At 36.1% G+C, this 19952-nt stretch carries 19 protein-coding genes; 5 read left to right on the top strand and 14 right to left on the bottom strand.

The genetic code is table 11. The features are described from left to right. Positions 1–114: 114 nt before the first annotated feature. Positions 115–1158: an AI-2E family transporter gene (locus tag FH508_RS22565; protein ID WP_173479292.1), complete on the bottom strand. Its 1044-nt coding sequence runs from the start codon at positions 1156–1158 to the stop codon at positions 115–117. Positions 1159–1624: 466 nt separating this feature from the next. On the opposite strand from FH508_RS22565, the gene FH508_RS22570 reads away from it, so the two are divergent. Continuing rightward, positions 1625–2017: a RidA family protein gene (locus tag FH508_RS22570; RefSeq protein WP_173479291.1), complete on the top strand. Its 393-nt coding sequence runs from the start codon at positions 1625–1627 to the stop codon at positions 2015–2017. A 123-nt stretch (positions 2018–2140) separates the two neighbouring features. Here FH508_RS22570 and FH508_RS22575 read toward each other — a convergent pair whose 3' ends face one another. The 6 genes from FH508_RS22575 to FH508_RS22600 all read right to left on the bottom strand — a co-directional run bounded on the left by FH508_RS22575 (position 2141) and on the right by FH508_RS22600 (position 7718). Beyond that, a complete protein-coding gene (locus tag FH508_RS22575) occupies positions 2141–2749 on the bottom strand; it encodes a flavin reductase family protein (protein WP_173479411.1) in 609 nt (202 codons plus the stop codon). Positions 2750–2770: 21 nt separating this feature from the next. After that, complete coding sequence (locus FH508_RS22580) at positions 2771–3709, bottom strand: ring-cleaving dioxygenase (RefSeq protein ID WP_173479290.1); 939 nt, start codon at positions 3707–3709, stop codon at positions 2771–2773. Between the two features lie 254 nt (positions 3710–3963). Beyond that, complete coding sequence (locus tag FH508_RS22585; protein WP_139859888.1) at positions 3964–4506, bottom strand: cupin domain-containing protein; 543 nt, start codon at positions 4504–4506, stop codon at positions 3964–3966. 502 nt (positions 4507–5008) lie between these two features. Continuing rightward, positions 5009–5578: a GNAT family N-acetyltransferase gene (locus tag FH508_RS22590; protein WP_370635697.1), complete on the bottom strand. Its 570-nt coding sequence runs from the start codon at positions 5576–5578 to the stop codon at positions 5009–5011. Continuing rightward, positions 5547–6827 carry a histidine--tRNA ligase gene (locus FH508_RS22595; protein WP_139859895.1) on the bottom strand — a complete coding sequence of 427 codons (1281 nt, stop codon included), beginning with the start codon at positions 6825–6827 and terminating at the stop codon, positions 5547–5549. The genes FH508_RS22590 and FH508_RS22595 overlap by 32 nt, the downstream gene beginning before the upstream one ends. A 369-nt stretch (positions 6828–7196) precedes the next feature. Next, the gene (locus FH508_RS22600) at positions 7197–7718 is read right to left on the bottom strand and encodes a GNAT family N-acetyltransferase (protein ID WP_139859892.1); all 522 of its coding nucleotides are present in this window, start codon (positions 7716–7718) and stop codon (positions 7197–7199) included. Positions 7719–8075: 357 nt separating this feature from the next. Here FH508_RS22600 and FH508_RS22605 point away from each other — a divergent pair, with 357 nt between their 5' ends. Then, complete coding sequence (locus tag FH508_RS22605; protein WP_173479289.1) at positions 8076–8783, top strand: DUF421 domain-containing protein; 708 nt, start codon at positions 8076–8078, stop codon at positions 8781–8783. Positions 8784–8971: 188 nt separating this feature from the next. Continuing rightward, on the top strand, positions 8972–10417 hold the full coding sequence (locus FH508_RS22610; protein ID WP_173479288.1) for an MDR family MFS transporter: 1446 nt from the start codon (positions 8972–8974) through the stop codon (positions 10415–10417). A gap of 116 nt (positions 10418–10533) precedes the next feature. Here the strand turns inward: FH508_RS22610 and FH508_RS22615 are convergent, their stop codons facing one another. From FH508_RS22615 to FH508_RS22625, 3 genes are all read right to left on the bottom strand, one after another. Next, the gene (locus FH508_RS22615; RefSeq protein WP_173479287.1) at positions 10534–10752 is read right to left on the bottom strand and encodes a helix-turn-helix domain-containing protein; all 219 of its coding nucleotides are present in this window, start codon (positions 10750–10752) and stop codon (positions 10534–10536) included. A 10-nt stretch (positions 10753–10762) separates the two neighbouring features. Beyond that, positions 10763–11248, bottom strand: coding sequence for a DUF2975 domain-containing protein (locus tag FH508_RS22620; RefSeq protein ID WP_173479286.1), 486 nt, complete (start codon positions 11246–11248; stop codon positions 10763–10765). Positions 11249–11508: 260 nt separating this feature from the next. Next, positions 11509–12018, bottom strand: a complete 510-nt coding sequence (locus FH508_RS22625) for a GNAT family N-acetyltransferase (protein ID WP_173479285.1) — start codon at positions 12016–12018, stop codon at positions 11509–11511. Positions 12019–12442: 424 nt separating this feature from the next. On the opposite strand from FH508_RS22625, the gene FH508_RS22630 reads away from it, so the two are divergent. Then, a complete protein-coding gene (locus FH508_RS22630) occupies positions 12443–12913 on the top strand; it encodes a DUF2975 domain-containing protein (RefSeq protein WP_139859496.1) in 471 nt (156 codons plus the stop codon). 345 nt (positions 12914–13258) lie between these two features. Here FH508_RS22630 and FH508_RS22635 read toward each other — a convergent pair whose 3' ends face one another. Further along, positions 13259–14146, bottom strand: a complete 888-nt coding sequence (locus tag FH508_RS22635) for an AraC family transcriptional regulator (RefSeq protein ID WP_139859494.1) — start codon at positions 14144–14146, stop codon at positions 13259–13261. Between the two features lie 561 nt (positions 14147–14707). Between FH508_RS22635 and FH508_RS22640 the strand changes: the two genes are divergently transcribed. Beyond that, positions 14708–15154, top strand: coding sequence for a helix-turn-helix domain-containing protein (locus tag FH508_RS22640; RefSeq protein ID WP_139859492.1), 447 nt, complete (start codon positions 14708–14710; stop codon positions 15152–15154). A 175-nt stretch (positions 15155–15329) separates the two neighbouring features. On the opposite strand, the gene glmS is transcribed toward FH508_RS22640, so the two are convergent. The 3 genes from glmS to glmM form a co-directional block, all read right to left on the bottom strand. Beyond that, positions 15330–17132 carry a glutamine--fructose-6-phosphate transaminase (isomerizing) gene (gene glmS / locus FH508_RS22645; protein ID WP_139859490.1) on the bottom strand — a complete coding sequence of 601 codons (1803 nt, stop codon included), beginning with the start codon at positions 17130–17132 and terminating at the stop codon, positions 15330–15332. Between the two features lie 668 nt (positions 17133–17800). Beyond that, entirely contained in the window at positions 17801–18322 is a 522-nt protein-coding gene (locus FH508_RS22650; protein ID WP_139859488.1) for a type 1 glutamine amidotransferase domain-containing protein, read from the bottom strand. A gap of 118 nt (positions 18323–18440) precedes the next feature. After that, positions 18441–19793 (bottom strand): phosphoglucosamine mutase, encoded by a 1353-nt coding sequence (gene glmM, locus FH508_RS22655; RefSeq protein ID WP_173479284.1) that lies wholly within the window; start codon positions 19791–19793, stop codon positions 18441–18443. Between the last annotated feature and the right edge of the window lie 159 nt (positions 19794–19952).

A 19952-nucleotide genomic window follows, 5' to 3' on the forward strand; every position in this document is an offset into this window, starting at 1 on the left:
GCGTTCCCGCAGGAGTCTACGTGGATTTTCCTTGGCAAGACATATAGAAATTGTTTGAGTGCCTGGCACCCTAAAAAGGAAGCATGCGCCTAGAGCGATGCTTCCTTTTTTAATTTACTTATTTACTTTTATAGCTACAGATTGTTTAGGTTCTCCCTCGGTGGATGTTACACCTAGAACATCGAGCAAGAACATAAATAACGGAATCCCGATAATGAGTCCCCATACCCCAAGAAATTGCTCTGAGAAAAGGATCACAATAAATGTATAAAAAATAGGGAGATTCGTTTTAGCAGACATGAGCTTTGGATTTAGGAAATATGCCTCGATAGCATGTAGCACCACTACAATAATAAGAATGTAGACAATGTACATCGGGCCACCAATACTATAAGCGATAATGCTCAACGGAACTAATGAAATAATAACCCCTGCTACAGGAATTAAACCTAAAATGAAAAGCATTATTCCGAGTGCAATTAAATGTGGGAAGCCCATGATCGAGAGCGCTATAACAGATAAAACACAATTGACCGCAGCAATGATAAATTGTGCTTCAATCACTTTACCAAAAGAACGAATAAATATTTTAGAGAAATACGTTAACTCATCGTAAAGCGGACCAATTTTACTATCTTTAAATTTTGCAGTGAATTCAATAATTCGCTTCTTCTCCAGAAGAATGAACAAACTCAAAATAAGGGCGATGAAAACGTGCAAAATGACCTTACCAATGTTCGTTAAATTTTTAAGTGTAATGTCTACACCTTGCTCCAAATATTTACCGAGTTCAATCTTCTCAAATGTTGGGGCTAAATATCTCGCAATCTCATTATCATTCGGATTGAGATTAAAGGCTGCAATTAAATCAAACAGCTGTGTTATCTGTTGGGTCACAACAGGCAAATACTTATAAATAACAGCAATGATCCCAGCAACAAGTAATAAATACAGCGTAACTATCATCGCTTTTTCATTGATTGGCGCAATACGTCTAAACTCTTTAGTCGCCTTAGTAGAGAGCTCATTCATTAAGTAGGTCATAATGAATGTGAGAAGAATAAGGTTAATCATACTGCGCATTAAATATAATGCAACAGCGATTCCCGCTAGAATAATAAAACGTTTAAATCCATTACTTCGAAAAAAATTACTCATGCATTCGCTCCTTCCACAAAACGGCTCCGCCTCAACTGCCTACTTACAAAATAGGATATTATAAAGCAAGCAGACAAAATAGTAGTTATCAATATATATAATTTTCATGTCATTATTTGAGCTACTGGAAAAAATCTCTGTCTAGAAGAGTATTTCTATTACTCTATAAAATATAACAATAGGATGTTTTCTTACTCATAACAATTCCTAATTCAAGAAGTAAATCTATATATAATAGATTTTTTACACTTTTCAAATTAAAATGAAAGACAATACAATTAATCATAGTGTATTGAAAGCTATACCAGCGTTAAAGCCTTATTTTTATTACTTCTATTATAACCCTATAAACTGCGATATCCAAAGTAACTTCTTTTGTAAACAGCATCAAATTAATGGTTTTATGTTAATTTTCGTACGATATTTTAGAAATTTCACTAAATATGACCAGATAAGGATTGATTAAATGAAAATCTCAAGAAATCCCAAGGAAGTTCATCAACCTGTTGCACCATACGTACACCAAATAGAAATTACAGGGCCCAATAAATGGCTAACATTATCAGGACAAATAGGAATGGAAGTTGACGGCACTGTGCCTGAAAATCCAATAGCTCAATTGAAGTTAGCACTTAACAATATTAAAAAAAATCTCGAAAGTGCTAGCATGACTGTTGATGATCTAACAAAAGTAGTTTTTTACTTAGTTGGGGATTTCGACTTAACAGAAAGAAAAAAAGTGATGACTGACTTTTTTGGCGATCACGTCCCATGTATGACGATGTTGTATGTAGTAGCACTTGCTGCGCCAGTATTCAAGGTGGAGATTGATGCTTGGGCATGCCAGGAAATGCAATAACCGAGGTTAAATGGACCTTGAACATATCCGTTCAAGGAGAAGAATAGCTCATGAATGGAGACCCGTCGATTTCTCGTACACTCCATTCACAAGCATATTTTTTTGTCCAAATTTTCATTCTGATTAATTAGGACGTTCTATTTCAAAAAGCTCTCCTATTTTTGCATAACTCGATCCTGCAAGCCTGCTAACAGCCTTTAGTGCTCTTGGATTAATCTTGCCATCAAAATAAATCGTGTCGTCTAAATGAAAATGTACGACTTCGCCGATAAATAAATCGCCTGTCCGCTCCTCCCCATTCAGTAAAGGGATTGTCTGTACTAAGCGACACTCCATCCGAACTTTCGCCTCTTTAACACCAGGTACATTAATACAATGACTGTCTATAAGACTCAAGTTGGCCTTTTCAATTTCACTCTCAGTTACAGGCAGAGCAGCCGCTGTTTCATTAACCTGGCTAACATTATCTTCATCTACAATATGCACAACAAATTGCCCTTGATACTGAATATGACGAGCAGTATCTTTTAAGTACCCTTTTGATCTTTGAATGGCTAAAGAAATCATCGGCGGGTTAGATGATACGATATTAAAATAACTAAACGGTGCGCCATTTATAACACCTTGCTCTGACTTTGTCGTCACAAAAGCAATCGGTCTCGGAATAATACTACCAGTTAATAATTTATAGTTTTCACGCTCTGTATTTTTCTTAGGATCAATCGAAATCAAAAGTTCCATCCCCCCTTTTTATCAATCAACCGAACGAACTTTGATTGGTATTAATGTTCTTTCCAACTGTTCACGATGTGGCTCATACTGCAATGGTAACATTAATTGACTACCCATTGTTTCAGCTGTTTCGTCATGTGCGAATCCTGGAGGGTCTGTCGCAATTTCAAATAAAATTTCCCCTGCTTCACGGAAATAAATCGCATTAAAATAATTACGATCTTTTACTTCTGTTACATGTTGTCCCTGATTCATTACATACTCTTGCCATTCTAAGTGATCTGTATTATCCTTTGCGCGCCAAGCAATATGGTGAACTGTTCCAACACCCATTTGACCACGTATGCCAGGTACCGTTTTTAAATCAATCATATTTCCAATATCGGCGCTTGATTTAAAGCGGGCATATTCCCCTTCTGCTGCGATTTTTTCAAGCCCCATTACCTCTGTTAATACCTTTTCTGTTTCTTGAGGACGACTTGAATAAAGTGTTGCTCCACCAAACCCTTTTATTGCAACCTCTTGCGTAACCTCGCCAATTGTCCAATTATTCAATTCGCCTTCTGCACGTGCAACTAATTCAAGATGAAGTCCATGCGGATCATCAAATTGCACGACTTGTTCGCCAAAGCGTTCAGCTTTTTTGAATGGAATAGAAAATTTCGCAAGACGATTAATCCAAAAAGGCAATGCCCCTTCTGGTACCACATATGTTGTAACGCCAACTTGTCCATCACCGATTCGTCCTTTATAAGCATTTGCCCAAGGGAAAAATGTAATAATGGTACCTGGTTTCCCAGCACTGTTACCAAAGTAAAGATGATATGTTTCTGGGTCGTCAAAATTGACCGTTTGTTTGACTAATCGTAAACCTAAAATTCCTGCATAAAAATCAACATTTTCCTGTGGATGCCCAACAATAGCTGTAATATGGTGAATACCTTCTGTATGTTTGCTCATAATGACAATTCTCCTCTGCAAATAATTTGCTTTCTCTTGTAATAATTTCTAAGAATGTGTTACTTCAAACTTCTAACAAGAAACAATTTGTAAACCTACGTTAATATCTCGAATTAATTTATCTTGAATTCGAGATAATTATAACACGGTATTTTTTGTTTCGTCAATCACTCTGCTAAAATTGATTTTTCATAGCATATAAAAAAGCAAAGTTGCTTCAACAACTTTGCCTATCATTAAATATCTATCATTTGCTAATGACCATAACCCGCTTCCGCAGCCATTGCATCTGCTTTTGTAGTATGAACTGTTCCAAATGGATGGTTAGGAGGAGCATAAATCGAAAATAGCTTTAATGGCTCATTTCCTATATTGGTTACATTGTGCCATGTTCCAGCAGGTATGACGATGGCATAATCATCATAGACATTTCTAGCAAAGGTTAAATTATCTTTACTACTCCCCATTTGAGTAACCCCTTGCCCTTGTTCTATATATAAAAACTGATCAACATCTGGATGCATTTCTAAACCAATATCCTCCCCAACATGGAGGCTCATAACCGTTATTTGCAAATGATCCCCTGACCAAATAGCTGTACGGTACGTATTATTAAGCTTAGTTGCCTCTTCCATATCAACCACAAAAGGTTTTTTTCCAAAATCGGTAGTCAATTGCTTATGATTACCATAGCCTGCTTGATTAGGAAGGACTGCCTCATAAGGAACAGGCAAGTGCATAGGCTGATTACCGTAGCTATACATTGGAACATTTACATAATAAGGCACATAGTACATTTTCTCAATCCTCTCACAGATTATAAAAGTATCCTATGCTTCTGTTTGTTGAAATGTACCCTTTTATAGGGAGTGAGTGAAACTATAAGCCAATAGAGTGCACTATCTGTGTGCTTGTTTCCCTCACAACCAGCAAAAGCATAAATATTCTACCTTTCACGTCCCAAAAAGCTGTGCCAAATAAATAATCCCATAAATCGGAATTGCTATGGATGTGAGTACATACATTACCATTTCACCCTTCGACAGCTTCCTTTTCCATTTCGTTAGTTTAAGCTGCCTATGATAAATAAAACTAGAAAGTAATATGATTAAAAAAGATAGATCTTTTATGTTCTCTAAAAAGAGTTGCAACTCATCCTCCCCCTTTGTTGTATAAAAATAGCTCTATTATAGTAAATGACTACAAAACTAAAAAAAGAATCTAGTATTTCATTTTCCTGCTGCTCTATACTTTAGAGCAAAGTACTTCAAGGAATCATTCAGCTCATTTTTGGAGCACCTACATATGTAAAACCATCAAATCCTCGTCACAATACTGTCCATTAAATTTAAGGGCATTCCGTTCTACTCCGTACACTTTAAAGCCTAAAGACATATATAATTTTTTTGCTGATATATTGTCAGAGACAACCGTTAACTTAATTTGCTCCAACCCTTCACAACTTTTTGCCCTGTCTATAAGCTTACGCATAAGTAATTTCCCTACTCCCTGCCCTCTACCTTCTGGTGCTACATACATGCCGAAAACATTTCCTTTATGACTTGTTTTCATATTGCTTTCGCGCATAAAAGTTACGATTCCAACTAACAAATTGTTTTCATTAAAAGCACCAAGAACAAATTTATCGTTCGTTGTTTCTAATCGCTCTGCGACGGTATCCAATGAAAAGTTTACTTCACGCTCATAGGTTGAACCAAATGCCTCTGGATTAATTTGTAATGCACTTAATCGCACCTCTTGATACAACTGAGCATCTGATTTATTTAAAATACGAATTTCCATCATGTCTCCCCTTACGTCTGTTATTGAAGAAATATTAAATGTATGAATTGAAAACAAATTTTTCAATAGAGGTCTCTCCAGTATCCATGTTCTTTATAACATATTGATTTTGCTTCACTTCTTCCTCTCCTAACACAATGACGAAGGGAGTGTTATCTCGATTCGCTTTATCCATTGCTTTTCTTACTTTTTTTCCATTAAGCTCTACTTCTACACGATACGCTTTCCGCAATTCCCTTGCTAATACAAGAGACTCCGCTACTGTATTTATTGGAATAATATAAATATCAACGAATGTTTCCTGTTTCTTTCGTTCGCCCAACATCATGGCAGTAAATATAACGTCCAAACCAAATGAAATTCCTACCGTGGCAAACCTTTCTGTTCCTCCCAACAGGCCACCAATTGCATTGTCATAGCGTCCTCCACTTCCAATACTCGATGTCATAAGGCCATCGCTTACGAAAATTTCATAAATCGTACCTGTATAAATTTCTAGCCCGCGCGCTAGTAAGGGATTAAATAAACAACTTTGCGAAATGCCCAGCATATTTAAGTATCGTTCTAGTTCTAGCATTTCTGCTAAACCTTCTTGAATGGAGGGTTCCTTATATTGAGCAAAATAAGCAAGTGTAGTTTTGCTATTATCCAATAAAAAATCTTCGATATTTTTTAGTACCAATGCGTCTAAGCCTAATTCCTTTAACTCCGTTAGAACAGCAGCATTCCCGACTTTCTCAATTTTATCTAGTATTAAAATTACTCGACTTTGGGCATCGGCATTTACACCGAAAATACTAAGTAAGCCTACTAATAACTTGCGGTTGTTATATTGAATCACAACATTTTGTTCCAACTTTTCAAAAGCATCTAAAGCCATTATCATCAATTCTGCCTCTGCTGCTTGTGAATCCACCCCTACAATATCTACGTCACATTGTGTAAACTCACGAAATCTTCCCGCCTTAATCGGACCGTCTCGAAACACTTTGCCTATTTCATAACGTTTAAATGGCATCGGTAATGTAGGATTCATCGCTATTACTTTTGCAAATGGAATCGTTAAATCATAGCGTAGTGCCAGTTCACGCTCTCCACGATCTGATAGCACATACATCTCTTGTAAAATTTCAGCACCCCCCGCATATTTAGATGCCATTAAACTTGTATAGTTTAAAATAGGTGTTTCGAGTGGTTTACACCCGTATGCAATAAACGTATCTTCTAATGTACGGCGAATTTTACGACGAATACACTCTTGCTCAGGTAAATAATCTTGTGTTCCTCTAACATTTTGATAATCCATTTTCTTCATCATCTTCACTCCTTCGTTTTTTTTAAAATAAAAAAACCGTATCAACATAAGCTCCAACTTCGGCTTAGTTATACGATTTCATGGGAAATAGTCTTCCTATTCATTATTAAAAAATTAATAAAGATAGCAAAACTAATGGATATGATGATGTGTAGTTGTGGACAGTAGACGATTTAAAATCGACATATAATCTCCTCCATTCGATTATTCGTTACTTTAAATCAATTGATGTTTTTTGTCAATTCATTATTTTCTATTAATACTGACTTTAGTCAAAAATAATAGGTGCACGCAGATTGCATTGTTAAATTACTTTAAAAAGAAAAAAGCAGTTACTCTGTATAGCTAACTGCTCGTTAAAACTTGGATTTAGAGTAGTTTTTGATAAAGTTCAAATTTATCTAAACCATATTCGCTGTATCCCAAATCAATCGTATCAATATAGTCAAATCCATATTTTCTATAAAGTTTAATCGCTGGTTTATTTTTTTCATATACATCCAAACGAATAGCTTTTATGTCCATTTCTTTACTATGTTGAATAATAAAATCCATAAGTCTTGTTCCAAGCCCTTTATTAAGATATGTAGGATGTACAGCAAAAGTATTTACTACCAATATGTCTTCATCATCGAAATTATTATGCCAATTCGCTGTAGAATAAGCTGCTTCTTGTTCATGTCTTAAGATGACAGTGCCCACAATATGATCCCCTTCTTGCAACACATATAAATTGCCTTCCTGTATGCCATTTTGTGCAGTTTCTTTTATTGGATAGACCCCTTTTTTCCATCCTGGGTAATTTATATGGGCCTCAAGGTAATCATTTAAATCATTATATAAAGATTCAATTTCTTCAAGATCGTGTTCCGTTCCCTTTTCAATCCTCATAATTTCTTCCTTTGCTATTTAGTTATTTTAAAAAACCTAAATTATATGGATATTATACCTTATTAATATTTGGTAAACGATTGCTAAAAATGAATTTAAAATGATGGCTTTAATGCTCCGCTTCAGAGGTTGAATATTTCCGCAGATTGGGTATAGAACACTACCTATAATATGAGAGGAAGATGGGCAAAGCGTTAATCAATACTTCGGTGTTTGCTAGAAGTTAATACGAACAACCAGAACCATTTGTATGCGCACTATAGGCGCTTATGCAATGAACTGGACTATGACTAGATGGGGTACGGTATTCGTATCCTTATTTTGCTTAAAAAAATTTAGTACAGAGGAGTTGATTTTATGACATATATGAATATTGGATTGAAGTTATTTTTTGGGTTTATTGCTTTATTACTTGTAACGCGCTTGTTGGGCAAAAAAGAAATATCACAGCTCACCCCCTTTGATTTTATTTATTCCATTGTTCTTGGTGGCATATTAGAAGAAAGCATCTATGATAACAAAATTTCACCGCTTCATGTCTGGTTTGCGGTTTTTGTATGGGGCGTCATGCTGTTTATCATCGAAAATGTATCACAACGCTATGATAAAATAAGAGCTCTTCTGAAAGGTGAATCTTCTATCCTCATTAGAGATGGTGAATTCAACTTAAAAGAACTGGAAGCCAATCACTTAGAGATGGAGCAATTACGAATTATGCTACGGCAACACGGAGTCTTCTCTTTGCGAGAAGTATGTGATTTGTACTTGGAACCAGGTGGTACAGTTAGCTTAAAAAAATATGCTAAATTCGATGCGGTCACACCAGCAATGCTCAATTTAGAGCCAAAAGATGATTCAATTAATTTTCTATTTGTAGATGATGGAGCAATTAACGAAGAAATTTTAAGATATACAGGCAAATCAAAAGAATGGCTTTATACTGAATTGCAAAAGGAAGGCTATCCCATTATTCAAGATATTTTGTATGCAGAATGGTCAGAGACCGATGGGTTTTTTATTAAAACCTATTCAGATCAAAAAGACGATTTAAGCAAAGAGAATTAAAATAATCGTTCATTCTCATATTGAAAATACGCGTGTTTTCCTTTAGACTTAGATTTTCTTTGCATTTTATCTACAATTTTAGCAGCCTCCAGTATGACATACTAGGAAACTAGATTTGTTATTTGGCAGATTTAAATGTAAGTTATATATGGAAGAAATTTAACTAGATGGAAGTATAGAGGTAATTTATGAGAAAAAAAGTTATAGTGTCATTAATGTTAATGACATTCCTTTCTGCTGTAGAAGGAACAATTATTAGTACAGCAATCCCCCGTATAACAAGTGATTTATCAGGTGTTGAACTTGTTAGCTGGGTATATGCCATTTATATGCTTGCTACAGCCGTTTCGACGCCTATATACGGGAAACTAGCGGATTTATTCGGTCGAAAAAAAGTTTTACTTATTGGGGCTACAATATTTTTAGTCGGCTCTGCTCTTTGCGGTGTCGTGACTTCAATGGAACAGCTTATTATCTTCCGTGCCCTTCAAGGTCTAGGAGCAGGCGCTATTATGCCAATTACAATGACCATTATCGGTGACTTATATAGCGAAGTGAAGGACCGTGCAAAAGCACAGGGGTGGATTAGTGCCGTTTGGGGTATTTCTGGTGTTATCGGACCATTAGTAGGCGGATTTTTAGTTGATTCTCTTTCTTGGCGTTATATATTCTTTTTAAATGTTCCTTTTGGCATTATCGCTTGTATAATGATAGTCATTTATTACAAAGAATCTATTAAGCCTGCTAAGCATCATATCGACTATCTTGGTGCGACTGTCTTCTCTTTAAGTGCAATTGCTCTACTATATGCATTATTAACTGGTAGCAGTAAGAACAACTGGGGAGACATGACCATTATCGGTCTATTAATCTTTGCCGTTGTGTCATTCATTATTTTCTTATTTATTGAGAAGAAATCTCCAGAGCCATTAATTCCGCTAGCACTGTTCTCTAACCGAACATTATCTACTATTAATATACTCACACTAATTTCAGGTGCAATGCTTATTAGTATTACAATGTATCTGCCAATTTGGAGCCAAGGTGTATTAGGGAAAAATGCAACAGATGCAGGGCTCATTTTAATGCCACTGCCTGTTATGTGGACAGTTGGGACTATTTTTTCAGGTAAATTAGTTGGACGCTTAAATACGAAACAGATCATTCTCATTGGGGTTAGCGTTCTATCAGTAGCTGCCTTTACATTATTTACATTGTCCGCAGATTCACAAGCCTTCCTTATTTATGTTGGCGTCGGATTATTCGGATTAGGTATGGGGCTTGTATCACCTATTTACATGGTAACGATTCAAACGGCTGTTTCCAATCAAACGCGCGGTACAGCAATTGGCTTAAATACATTTATCAATACGTTTAGCCAAACATTAGGAGCTGCAGTTTTCGGAGCGCTGTTCAACACGATGATCCATGCACATGGTATTCAACACCTTGATCTTGTTTCCTCTGGCGCACATGGAGGAACGACAACAAATGTAATAACTGATTCCCAGGAGGCATTAGCTTCTAGTGTACATTACATTTATATGGGGACTTTTATATTAGCACTAATAACTTTGTTAATTGTTTGGTTCTTTTTAAAGCCAGCCACTCAACTATTGAACGAGCATAAATAACGAATAAATAAGCTATAAAGAGATTACTCTTTATAGCTTATTTTATAAAAGAATACAATGTAGCTATCCTTTAGCATTTCTATCAACAACTGTTCATGAAAATTTATTGCCTGTTTTCATTGTATATCTTCATCGCTTTTATACTCCAAAATATCTCCAGGCTGACAATCTAAAGTCTTACATATCGCTTCTAGTGTAGAAAATCGAACTGCTTTTGCCTTCCCATTTTTCAGTATAGAAAGATTCGCCATAGTGATCCCAACCTTCTCTGAAAGCTCCGTGACGCTCATTTTCCGCTTTGCTAACATTACGTCAATATTAATAATAATCGCCATATCATTCACCTCAGACCGTTAAATCATTTTCTGATTTTATGTTAATCGCTTCTTGTAGAAGTCGTTGGAGGATAGCAGCAAAAACAGCGATAACGAACGAAGCAAATATGATAATAAGTCCTATAAATCCAACAGGAGGGTCAACTTTCTTCGCTATAAACGAAAAAAGCGGCATACCTACTATATAAAAACCACTAATTGTCACTGCGCAGTATTTAATGTTTTTTAACGCCTTTACCGATAAATCTGAGAACGCCGTGTTCTCCTCAATGTACCGTAAAAGATTAAATGTCTGATAGAGCGCAAAGTAAAAAGGGACTGCTGCTCCATACATTACAATGAAAATGAGATATTTCATCAGTGCAATATTTGGATACAAAGTTGATGCGAAATTCGCTATTCGGGGCACTAAAAATATACATAGAGCAAGAACTGCAATTCCAGCCAGAAAAAGAAATACCTTTAAAAAAGTAGTTGAGCCTCGTTTAATATTCATATTAAGCACCTCAGTTATGTAATGACAAAATAAATTTAACATAAAATTTATTGTTTTACAATAAATATAGATTGTTTATCATTATGTAATAAATAGTTCTTACACAGACTTGAGATAAAATTTAAAAAGCATTTCCTAATACAAAGAAATGCCTCTACTTTAAAATATTAAATTTACAATTTGAAAGAAAACTGGGCAACAGGAAAGAAGCGATATTTCACATCATTCCGTTGTTGTTTTTATAAGTAATGTTAAATATTTTAAGCATCACACTCGACCTCTAGATTTTTAATCGCCAACATCGAATTATCCTGAATGATTCCCGTATCTACGAAACCAAATGAAACGTATAATGTTTTAGCTATGATATTATTTGTTCGATAAAAGAGAGCTACATATTCTGCTTCACCATCTGGCAAAGTTTCAATTTCCATCAACATTTTTTCAAAGGCTAGTTTGCCATATCCTTTCCCCTGATAACTTTCATCAATCATCATATGCCAAATAAAATAGCTCTTCTTTCCGTAAAAAACCTCATTTTCAAATGATTCATGATCCATCGTATCGTAAATGTACATCAAAAATCCAACCGCAACGCCATCTGCATAAATGGCAATGGGAGTCGCTGGTATCCCGTCATCATTCAACATATGAGCGTCTCCAAAGCTTTTAAGGTTAGTCGTTTCTATAAAGTCTTTCTGATTTTCTCCCACTCTCAGTGCCATTACTTCATCTATGTTATCCCCGCTTATTTTCCGTAATTCAAGCATTTTACAGCCCTCCCAAGAATATCTACTATTATACATATCCTAAAACATACCAAATACAATTGCAAATATACCTCAAATAGGTAACCACAAAATATTCACCACTACTAACTCTTTTTGTGTTCTGCGAAAATTGCCTATTCATAGACCATCTTATAAAAGTAATTAGATTAAACTTTTTTATAAATTATCGGGCTTTTAATATACGCCACAATATGGCTTGAAATAAAATTAAATCTCTCGCGCCAATCACATCTGATTTTGCAGCACCCCCTGACTGAAGTACGATTCCTATATGATTATTAAACAAACTTTTGAATAACAATAATAATTTAATGAAAAGCAAAATAAATATATTGATAAACGATAAAAAATAGACTAATATCGTATTTAATTATTTTATTATTAAATCAGTGAGGTGCTTCAAATGAATGTTAAACTAAGTTCAATTTTTTTCTTAAAGACCATTGCTTTTCTAATTGGAGTTGCGGTACTTGCTGTGTGTGTATATTGGTTACCTCAAGCAGCTATACGTGATGCGAAAGTACGTCCAGGAGATTACTCGATATATCCATTGTTAATATGTGCCTATGGAGTATGCATTACGTTTTTTGTTGCGTTGTATCAAATATATAAACTATTAAGTTATATCAATATAAACAATGCTATTTCTGAGTTATCCATTAAATCCCTGAAGGTTATTAAAAAGTGTGCTTTTACAATTATTATCTTCATTTTGTTATTAATAATTTACCTAAGGATTTTTGCTATGTTCACGGGTGAAGACGCAGCAGGTCCGATAGCCCTTGGTCTAATAGGAATTTTAGTAACAGCTATCATCGCTGCCATTATAGACGTACTTCAAAAGCCTATAAAAAATATACTAGAAAACATGTAGCTGTTTATTTTTCATGTTTAATACCTATTTTCCCTACTGAAGGATGACTCTTATATGAAATATGAGTGCACATTCTTTTTTGAAAGGTCACCCAAAATTTAGACATTATTAAGTTAAGCAGTTATGAAGGATTGAACTCGGTCTCGGTATTGTACCGAGCTCAATCTTTTTAATTTCTTCTTTATACGTTTGTATTTTCAATATACCGTTCAAGTTCATGCTTATTACAGAATCGCGCCGATTGATGAATAAGAATCTTTCTCTCAACTAATATAAAAAAGTAAACAAAATGTAGCTTCCTCTTATCTAAAAGTTAAACGAAAATTCACTTAATGATTTAAAATTTTAATTAGAATTCTTATTACTTTTTAAAACTGGTATCCATATTTCACTCTTGAAAGTTCGTGAGGTTACATTTTTATGTTCATTCCATAGAATTTCTGGACCTTCTATTTGTTCATAGTTTGAGGATGGAAACCATTCTGAATAAATGCGCCCCCACACATCTTGTAGCGTATCTGGAAATGGTCCGATTGCTTCGAAAATAGCCCAAGTTGAGGCAGGAACTTCAAGTTGCACAAGGTTATTTTGACATCCTTTTGTTGTAGCTACTCCAATATAGTGATCAAGCTCTCCTTTTTCCTCCATTCTGCCTTCAGAAAAGTTCGTGGAGGCACTAATTAGTCCTAAAGGTGTAACATTAGAAAGGCTTTTTAGTTTATTTATCGTTTCATCATCTAAACTTTCCCACATTGTAGCAATTTCTTGATTAACCCCGCTGAAAATAATAGGCACTCTTTTTTTAATACCCACAATGCGAAATGCTTCCTTTTCTTCAATACGATAGTTCATTTCATTTCCTCCTTTGATTGACAATTGGAAGGTCATTGGTGGGTAAGCTTTAAGTGAATGGCCATTATTTCTAGCTTCTGACGGTGTTATCCCATGCAAATTCTGAAAAGCTCGTGTAAAAGAATCAGGTGAGTTATACCCGTATTTTATTGCAATATCAATAACCTTTACGCTACTATCTATAAGCTCAAATGCTGCAAGAGAAAGCCTTCTGCGACGAATGTATTCCGATAGTGAAATACCTGCAAGAAAGGAAAACATCCTTTTGAAATGGTATTCGGAGCAGAAAGCTATCCTAGCTACTTCTTTGAAGTCCATTTCATTCGTAAGATTTTCTTCAATATATTTTAATGCTCCATTCATGTTTTTAAGCAAATCCATTTATGTGATGACCTCCTTTATCAAAAGAATAGCAGGGATTGAATGTACCCGTCCGATAATTCGTGCACAATTATGTAGGGTACCTATACGTCATAATTTTTTTTATTTCATTAAATGACATATTAATGAAGGAAGATACAAAGAATCGCAGCCTATAATGGCATAACTAAAACATAAACTCAATTTAAAAAAGGCATCAAAGTTAAAATCATGGTGCCTAATATTCACTTTACTTTATTTATTTCCGACTTTGCTTAAATGCATTACTTCTCAAAATCTAGATTTCCTATCAGTTATTACAAAATTTCGCTCATAGCGGGATAACAATAGAACTTTTATAATTAAGAAAACCCCATAAAAGTCACAGACTAAACTGCCACTTTAGTACTTTACTTAAAGTCTGTTAAATCCCTCTTTATCAATAATCAACAGGTAAATGCAGGACTATAAACAATAATAAATGCCGTTCCCTAGGGGAAACTAATAGTTTACACCCTTGCAACGATGCGGTTCTTTCGTTTTTTAGTGCAATTAAATATACTGTGGATAGGAGTTGATCATATGTATTTTTCTTCAAAAATAAAAGAAGAACGTCAAAAGCATAATATGTCACAACAACAGCTTGGAGAAAAACTTAATATTAGTAGACAATCTGTTTCCAAATGGGAACGTGGAGAAAGTTACCCTAGTATTGAATTGTTAATTAAGTTAAGTGACATATTTGATATTACTCTTGATGAATTAGTAAAGGGGGATAATTCTTTGAGAGAGAAACTCATAAAAGACAGTCAAAAATTAGTCTATCCACGGTGGAAAGTGTTTTTTGATATTCTTCTAATAATTGGATTTTTATTCATACTAACTAAAATAGTCATTGTAATAGGTAATAAATTATTTGATTTAAACATCGTGTTCTTACAAAGTTCTTTGTTATTTCAAATTATACCGTTTTTCATGACGATCATTGGGGCAATTGGCAGTGAATCTCTAGCCAAAAAATACAAATAATCATTTTGGTTTTAGCATTATGCACTAATTATATAGGAAAGTCCCTTCAAACTAGTCTGAAGGGGCTTTTTCATTATATTTCTTCATTCAATTAAATGGCCCTAATGTGGAATAAAAAAAAGATCCTGCATACATAGCAGGATCTTTAATCAACAACCATAATAACGCTCTAGCCTTACTCCACAGTTACTGATTTCGCCAAGTTACGAGGTTTATCAACGTCGCAGCGACGGTGTAATGCCGCATAGTAGCTAATCAACTGTAATGGCACTACTGAAACGAGTGGTGTTAAGTATTCATTGACATGCGGGATGATTAGACGGTCGCCGTCTTCATCTACGCCAGCCATTGCGATAATACATGGGTAAGCGCCACGTGCAGCTACCTCTTTCACATTGCCGCGAATATTTAATGCTACCGCTTCCTGTGTGACAAGGGCGAATACTGGTGTTCCTTCTTCAATTAAGGCAATTGTACCGTGTTTTAGTTCGCCACCTGCAAAGCCCTCTGCTTGAATATATGAGATTTCTTTAAGTTTTAAAGCACCTTCAAGACTTACGCAGAAATCAATGTTACGACCGATGAAGAACGCATTGCGTGCAATTTTCAAATAGTCTTCTGCTATATCTTCTAACACATCTTTTGAATCGATAATTGTTTGAATACCGTTTGCTGCAATTGCAAGTTCCTGTTTCAAATCAAATTCTAACCCTTTACCACTTGCTTTTGCTGTCACATATGCTGTTACTGCAAGTACTGCTACTTGAGCTACATATGCTTTTGTAGAAGCTACCGCGATTTCTGGACCTGCGTGTAATAATAGCGTATGGTCTGCTTCGCGTGATAGCGTAGAACCAGGTACGTTCGTAATTGTTAATGTTGGGTAGCCTAGCTCTTTAATTTTCACAAGCACTTGGCGGCTATCCGCTGTTTCACCTGATTGTGTAATGAAAATGAATAGCGGTTTTTCTGATAGTAATGGCATATTGTAGCCGAATTCACTTGAAATATGAACTTCAACAGGAATGCCTGCCATTTTCTCAAAGTATTGTTTACCGATTAAACCTGCATGATAGCTTGTGCCAGCAGCGATAATGTATAAACGATCTGCAGCTTGCAATGCTTGTAAAATGTCTGCATCAATTGTTAAATCGCCATTTTCGCCTTCGTATGCTTGGATGATTTTACGGATAACTGTTGGCTGTTCATCCATTTCCTTTAACATATAGTGAGGGTACGTACCTTTTTCAATATCGCTCATATCAAGCTCTGCTGTATATGGTGCACGCTCTACTACTGTGCCGTCTAATTTTGTAATTTCAACACTGCCTTTGTGTACGATTACAACTTCCTTATCGTGTAATTCCACAAATTGGTCTGTCACTTGTAGCATTGCCATTGCGTCTGACGCAACTACGTTAAAGCCTTCACCTACACCTACAAGAAGTGGTGATTTGTTTTTCGCTACGAAAATTGTGTCTGCCACTTCAGCATCTAACAATGCAAGTGCATAAGAACCGTGTAATAGTGATAATGTTTTGCGGAATGCATCTGCTGTTTGCAGACCATCTTTCACAAATAGCTCCACTAACTGCACGATAACTTCTGTATCTGTGTCAGACTTCATAGGAATGCCTTTTAAATATGTTTTTTGTAATAAATGATAGTTTTCGATAACACCATTATGCACAATCGTAAAACGACCTGATGTACTTTGATGAGGGTGAGCGTTTAAACGGTTTGGGACACCATGAGTTGCCCAACGTGTATGACCAATCCCAACTTTTGCCGCAACTTCCTCGTCTACTGCCTCACGTAAGTCAGCAATACGACCTTTTTCTTTGAAGATCGTTACGCCCTCTTCATTGCGCACAGCAATACCTGCTGAGTCATAGCCGCGGTATTCCAGTTTCTCTAACCCTTTTAATAAAATTTCCTTTGCATCTGATTCACCAATATATCCTACAATTCCACACATAATTACTTTTCCTCCGATATTGTCATATTGACGCAATGACAAACTAGACCTCAGCCTATCGAAATTTTTTCAGTGGGCGTAAACCGTACCACTTATTTTCATCTCAAAAATAAGCATACTTATGCGCGCACATCCTCGTACTATTTTAGCCATCTAAAATAGTGCTTCGCTTCGATATGTGAAGTTTTCCTATTTATCTATTGCTTTACTTATACCTTCTCCATTTTCTGTACATTCAATCACTTAAATGCTTTCAAAATGAAAAATGACAATCGGGTATGTCGATCGGGAGGCATCCGCCGAATTTTCGATAAACCTCCACCTCGTCTGCTGAAGATGTCTTCGTCCAATTTCCTCAGCTCAGGCGCTATAATTGTTTTCCGATTTATGTGCAATCTTTCCTCCTTTTGCACTTGCTAAGCGGACATGGTTTAACCAAGCCGTCAGCTTCTCCATAATACTCAATCATATGCTATTCGTCAAATTTTCGTTATAAAAACTTCTTCTTTTCCTCTTTTTTTAAGACGAATTTTAGCGCAAAGACGTAAAAAATAAGCATTATGCGTATATAGATTAAACGCGTAATTTTATAAAGCAGCATAAAACGTAAGACACAACATGGATTACATGTTGCATCTTACGTTATAAGTGCTTAGAGGGCCTTATAATTAACTCTCTTTACTTGCAAGTAATTTCACAATTTCTCGATTAAATGCTGGTAAGTCTTTCGGTGTACGACTTGTGACTAATTGCTTTTGACAAACAAATACTTCTTCGTCATGGAAATTAGCACCTGCATTTTCTAAGTCCACCTGAATAGACTTATAACCTGTCGCATCACGCCCGTTTAGCGTCTTCGCTGTAATTAGAAGCTGTGGTCCGTGACAAATTGCAAAGGTTGGCTTCATGTCGTCCATAAACGTTTTGACAAAGGCTACAATACGATCATCTGCACGTAAGATATCTGGTGAAAAGCCACCTGGAATGAACAATGCATCGAATTCTGAAGCTTTGACTTCATCAATACCTTTATCGATTTTTACTTGTTCTCCATGTTTACCTTTTACTTCTTTTCCTGCCTCAGTATCAATTGTGACTAGCTCATGACCTGCTGCTTCTAACGCTTCCTTAGGACTTGTGTACTCTACATCTTCAAACATATCTGTTATTACTGTTGCTATTTTAGCCATATTCAATAAAACACCCCTTGTTGTTATTGTGACTCAATAGTATTGTTCCCTCCCTTATCTATTTCAAACATAAAAAAACTCAATCTCTCATTATTTGAGAGATCGAGTGAACTAACTATTATTCAGTTAAACCCATTTCCGTACGTACTACATTTGCAATACGTTCTACATAACGTTCACAGTCCGCTTCAGTAGCTGCTTCCACCATAACACGAACTAGTGGCTCTGTACCAGAAGGGCGAACTAAAATGCGACCGTTACCAGCCATTTCTGTTTCCACTTCCGCAATTACGGCTGCAACTTTTGCATTTTCTGTCACTGCATGCTTGTCTGTTACACGTACATTGACTAAACGTTGTGGGAAAATCGTCATTTCTGCTGCAAGCTCCGATAGTTTTTTCCCAGTAGCCTTCATAATATTGACAAGTTGAATACCTGTTAACAGGCCATCACCTGTTGTATTGAAATCTAAGAAAACAATATGGCCTGATTGCTCGCCACCTAGGTTGTATTCATTGGCACGCATTTCTTCTACAACGTAACGATCACCTACAGCAGTTTGTACACTGTGCATCTCGTTTTCTTCAACAGCCTTGTAGAAGCCCATATTACTCATCACCGTAGAGACAATCGTTTGTTTTTTCAAACGACCGACTGCATTTAAGTGCTTACCAATGATAAACATAATTTGGTCACCATCAACGATTTTACCTTTTTCATCTACTGCGATTAGGCGGTCTCCATCACCATCAAATGCTAAACCAACATCCGCACCCTTTTCAGTCACAAAAGCTGCAAGACCCTCTGGATGTGTTGAGCCAACACCGTCATTAATGTTAAGACCAGTTGGTGAAGCACCCATTGTAGAAATGTCTGCTTCTAAGTCAGCGAATAAATGAGTCGCAAGTGATGATGTTGCACCATGTGCGCAATCTAGTGCTACATGAATGCCATCAAATTCTTCATCTACCGTTTGCTTTAAGTATTGGATATACTTTTGTCCACCTTCGAAATAGTCACTTACAATACCTAAATCTGCACCAATTGGACGTGGTAATGTATCTTCTGGTGCATCAAGAATTGCTTCGATTTCTGCTTCTTGTGCATCAGTTAGTTTGAAACCATCTGGACCGAAAAATTTAATGCCATTATCGGCAACTGGGTTATGTGAAGCTGAAATCATGACGCCTGCATCTGCACTCATAATTCGGGAAAGATAAGCTACACCTGGTGTTGAAATGACACCAAGACGCATTACCTCTACGCCGATTGACAATAGTCCAGCTACTAGTGCACCTTCAAGCATTTCGCCTGAAATACGTGTGTCACGACCAATTAATACCTTTGGACGCCCTGTTGCATCCTTCGTTAAAACATAGCCACCTACGCGGCCTAGTTTAAATGCAAATTCCGGTGTTAATTCACTATTCGCGACGCCACGGACGCCATCTGTTCCAAAATATTTACCCATTTTAATTGTTCTCTCCTTCAATGCAAGACGACCGCATCATGCTTGTTTCCTGCGGACAATCGGACGGCTCGTCTGCTTACTTTTGGAAAAGTCTTTTTCATTCATGTAGTAGTAGTTAGGCCTCTCTAACTATCTTTCAGAGGCTCTATGGCTCCAAGC

The organism is Lysinibacillus sp. CD3-6, from assembly GCF_006351725.2.
Taxonomy (GTDB): domain Bacteria; phylum Bacillota; class Bacilli; order Bacillales_A; family Planococcaceae; genus Lysinibacillus.

What these genes read in the sequence shown, in the direction of transcription:
- FH508_RS22585 (WP_139859888.1), bottom strand. Translation starts at nt 4,506, where the DNA reads ATGTACTATGTGCCTTATTATGTAAATGTTCCAATGTATAGCTACGGT.
- FH508_RS22565 (WP_173479292.1), bottom strand. Translation starts at nt 1,158, where the DNA reads ATGAGTAATTTTTTTCGAAGTAATGGATTTAAACGTTTTATTATTCTA.
- FH508_RS22595 (WP_139859895.1), bottom strand. Translation starts at nt 6,827, where the DNA reads ATGAAGAAAATGGATTATCAAAATGTTAGAGGAACACAAGATTATTTA.
- FH508_RS22625 (WP_173479285.1), bottom strand. Translation starts at nt 12,018, where the DNA reads ATGCTTGAATTACGGAAAATAAGCGGGGATAACATAGATGAAGTAATG.
- FH508_RS22620 (WP_173479286.1), bottom strand. Translation starts at nt 11,248, where the DNA reads ATGAATATTAAACGAGGCTCAACTACTTTTTTAAAGGTATTTCTTTTT.
- FH508_RS22605 (WP_173479289.1), top strand. Translation starts at nt 8,076, where the DNA reads ATGACATATATGAATATTGGATTGAAGTTATTTTTTGGGTTTATTGCT.
- FH508_RS22635 (WP_139859494.1), bottom strand. Translation starts at nt 14,146, where the DNA reads ATGGATTTGCTTAAAAACATGAATGGAGCATTAAAATATATTGAAGAA.
- FH508_RS22610 (WP_173479288.1), top strand. Translation starts at nt 8,972, where the DNA reads ATGAGAAAAAAAGTTATAGTGTCATTAATGTTAATGACATTCCTTTCT.
- FH508_RS22570 (WP_173479291.1), top strand. Translation starts at nt 1,625, where the DNA reads ATGAAAATCTCAAGAAATCCCAAGGAAGTTCATCAACCTGTTGCACCA.
- FH508_RS22615 (WP_173479287.1), bottom strand. Translation starts at nt 10,752, where the DNA reads ATGGCGATTATTATTAATATTGACGTAATGTTAGCAAAGCGGAAAATG.
- FH508_RS22640 (WP_139859492.1), top strand. Translation starts at nt 14,708, where the DNA reads ATGTATTTTTCTTCAAAAATAAAAGAAGAACGTCAAAAGCATAATATG.
- FH508_RS22580 (WP_173479290.1), bottom strand. Translation starts at nt 3,709, where the DNA reads ATGAGCAAACATACAGAAGGTATTCACCATATTACAGCTATTGTTGGG.
- FH508_RS22650 (WP_139859488.1), bottom strand. Translation starts at nt 18,322, where the DNA reads ATGGCTAAAATAGCAACAGTAATAACAGATATGTTTGAAGATGTAGAG.
- glmS (WP_139859490.1), bottom strand. Translation starts at nt 17,132, where the DNA reads ATGTGTGGAATTGTAGGATATATTGGTGAATCAGATGCAAAGGAAATT.
- FH508_RS22600 (WP_139859892.1), bottom strand. Translation starts at nt 7,718, where the DNA reads ATGAGGATTGAAAAGGGAACGGAACACGATCTTGAAGAAATTGAATCT.
- FH508_RS22630 (WP_139859496.1), top strand. Translation starts at nt 12,443, where the DNA reads ATGAATGTTAAACTAAGTTCAATTTTTTTCTTAAAGACCATTGCTTTT.
- glmM (WP_173479284.1), bottom strand. Translation starts at nt 19,793, where the DNA reads ATGGGTAAATATTTTGGAACAGATGGCGTCCGTGGCGTCGCGAATAGT.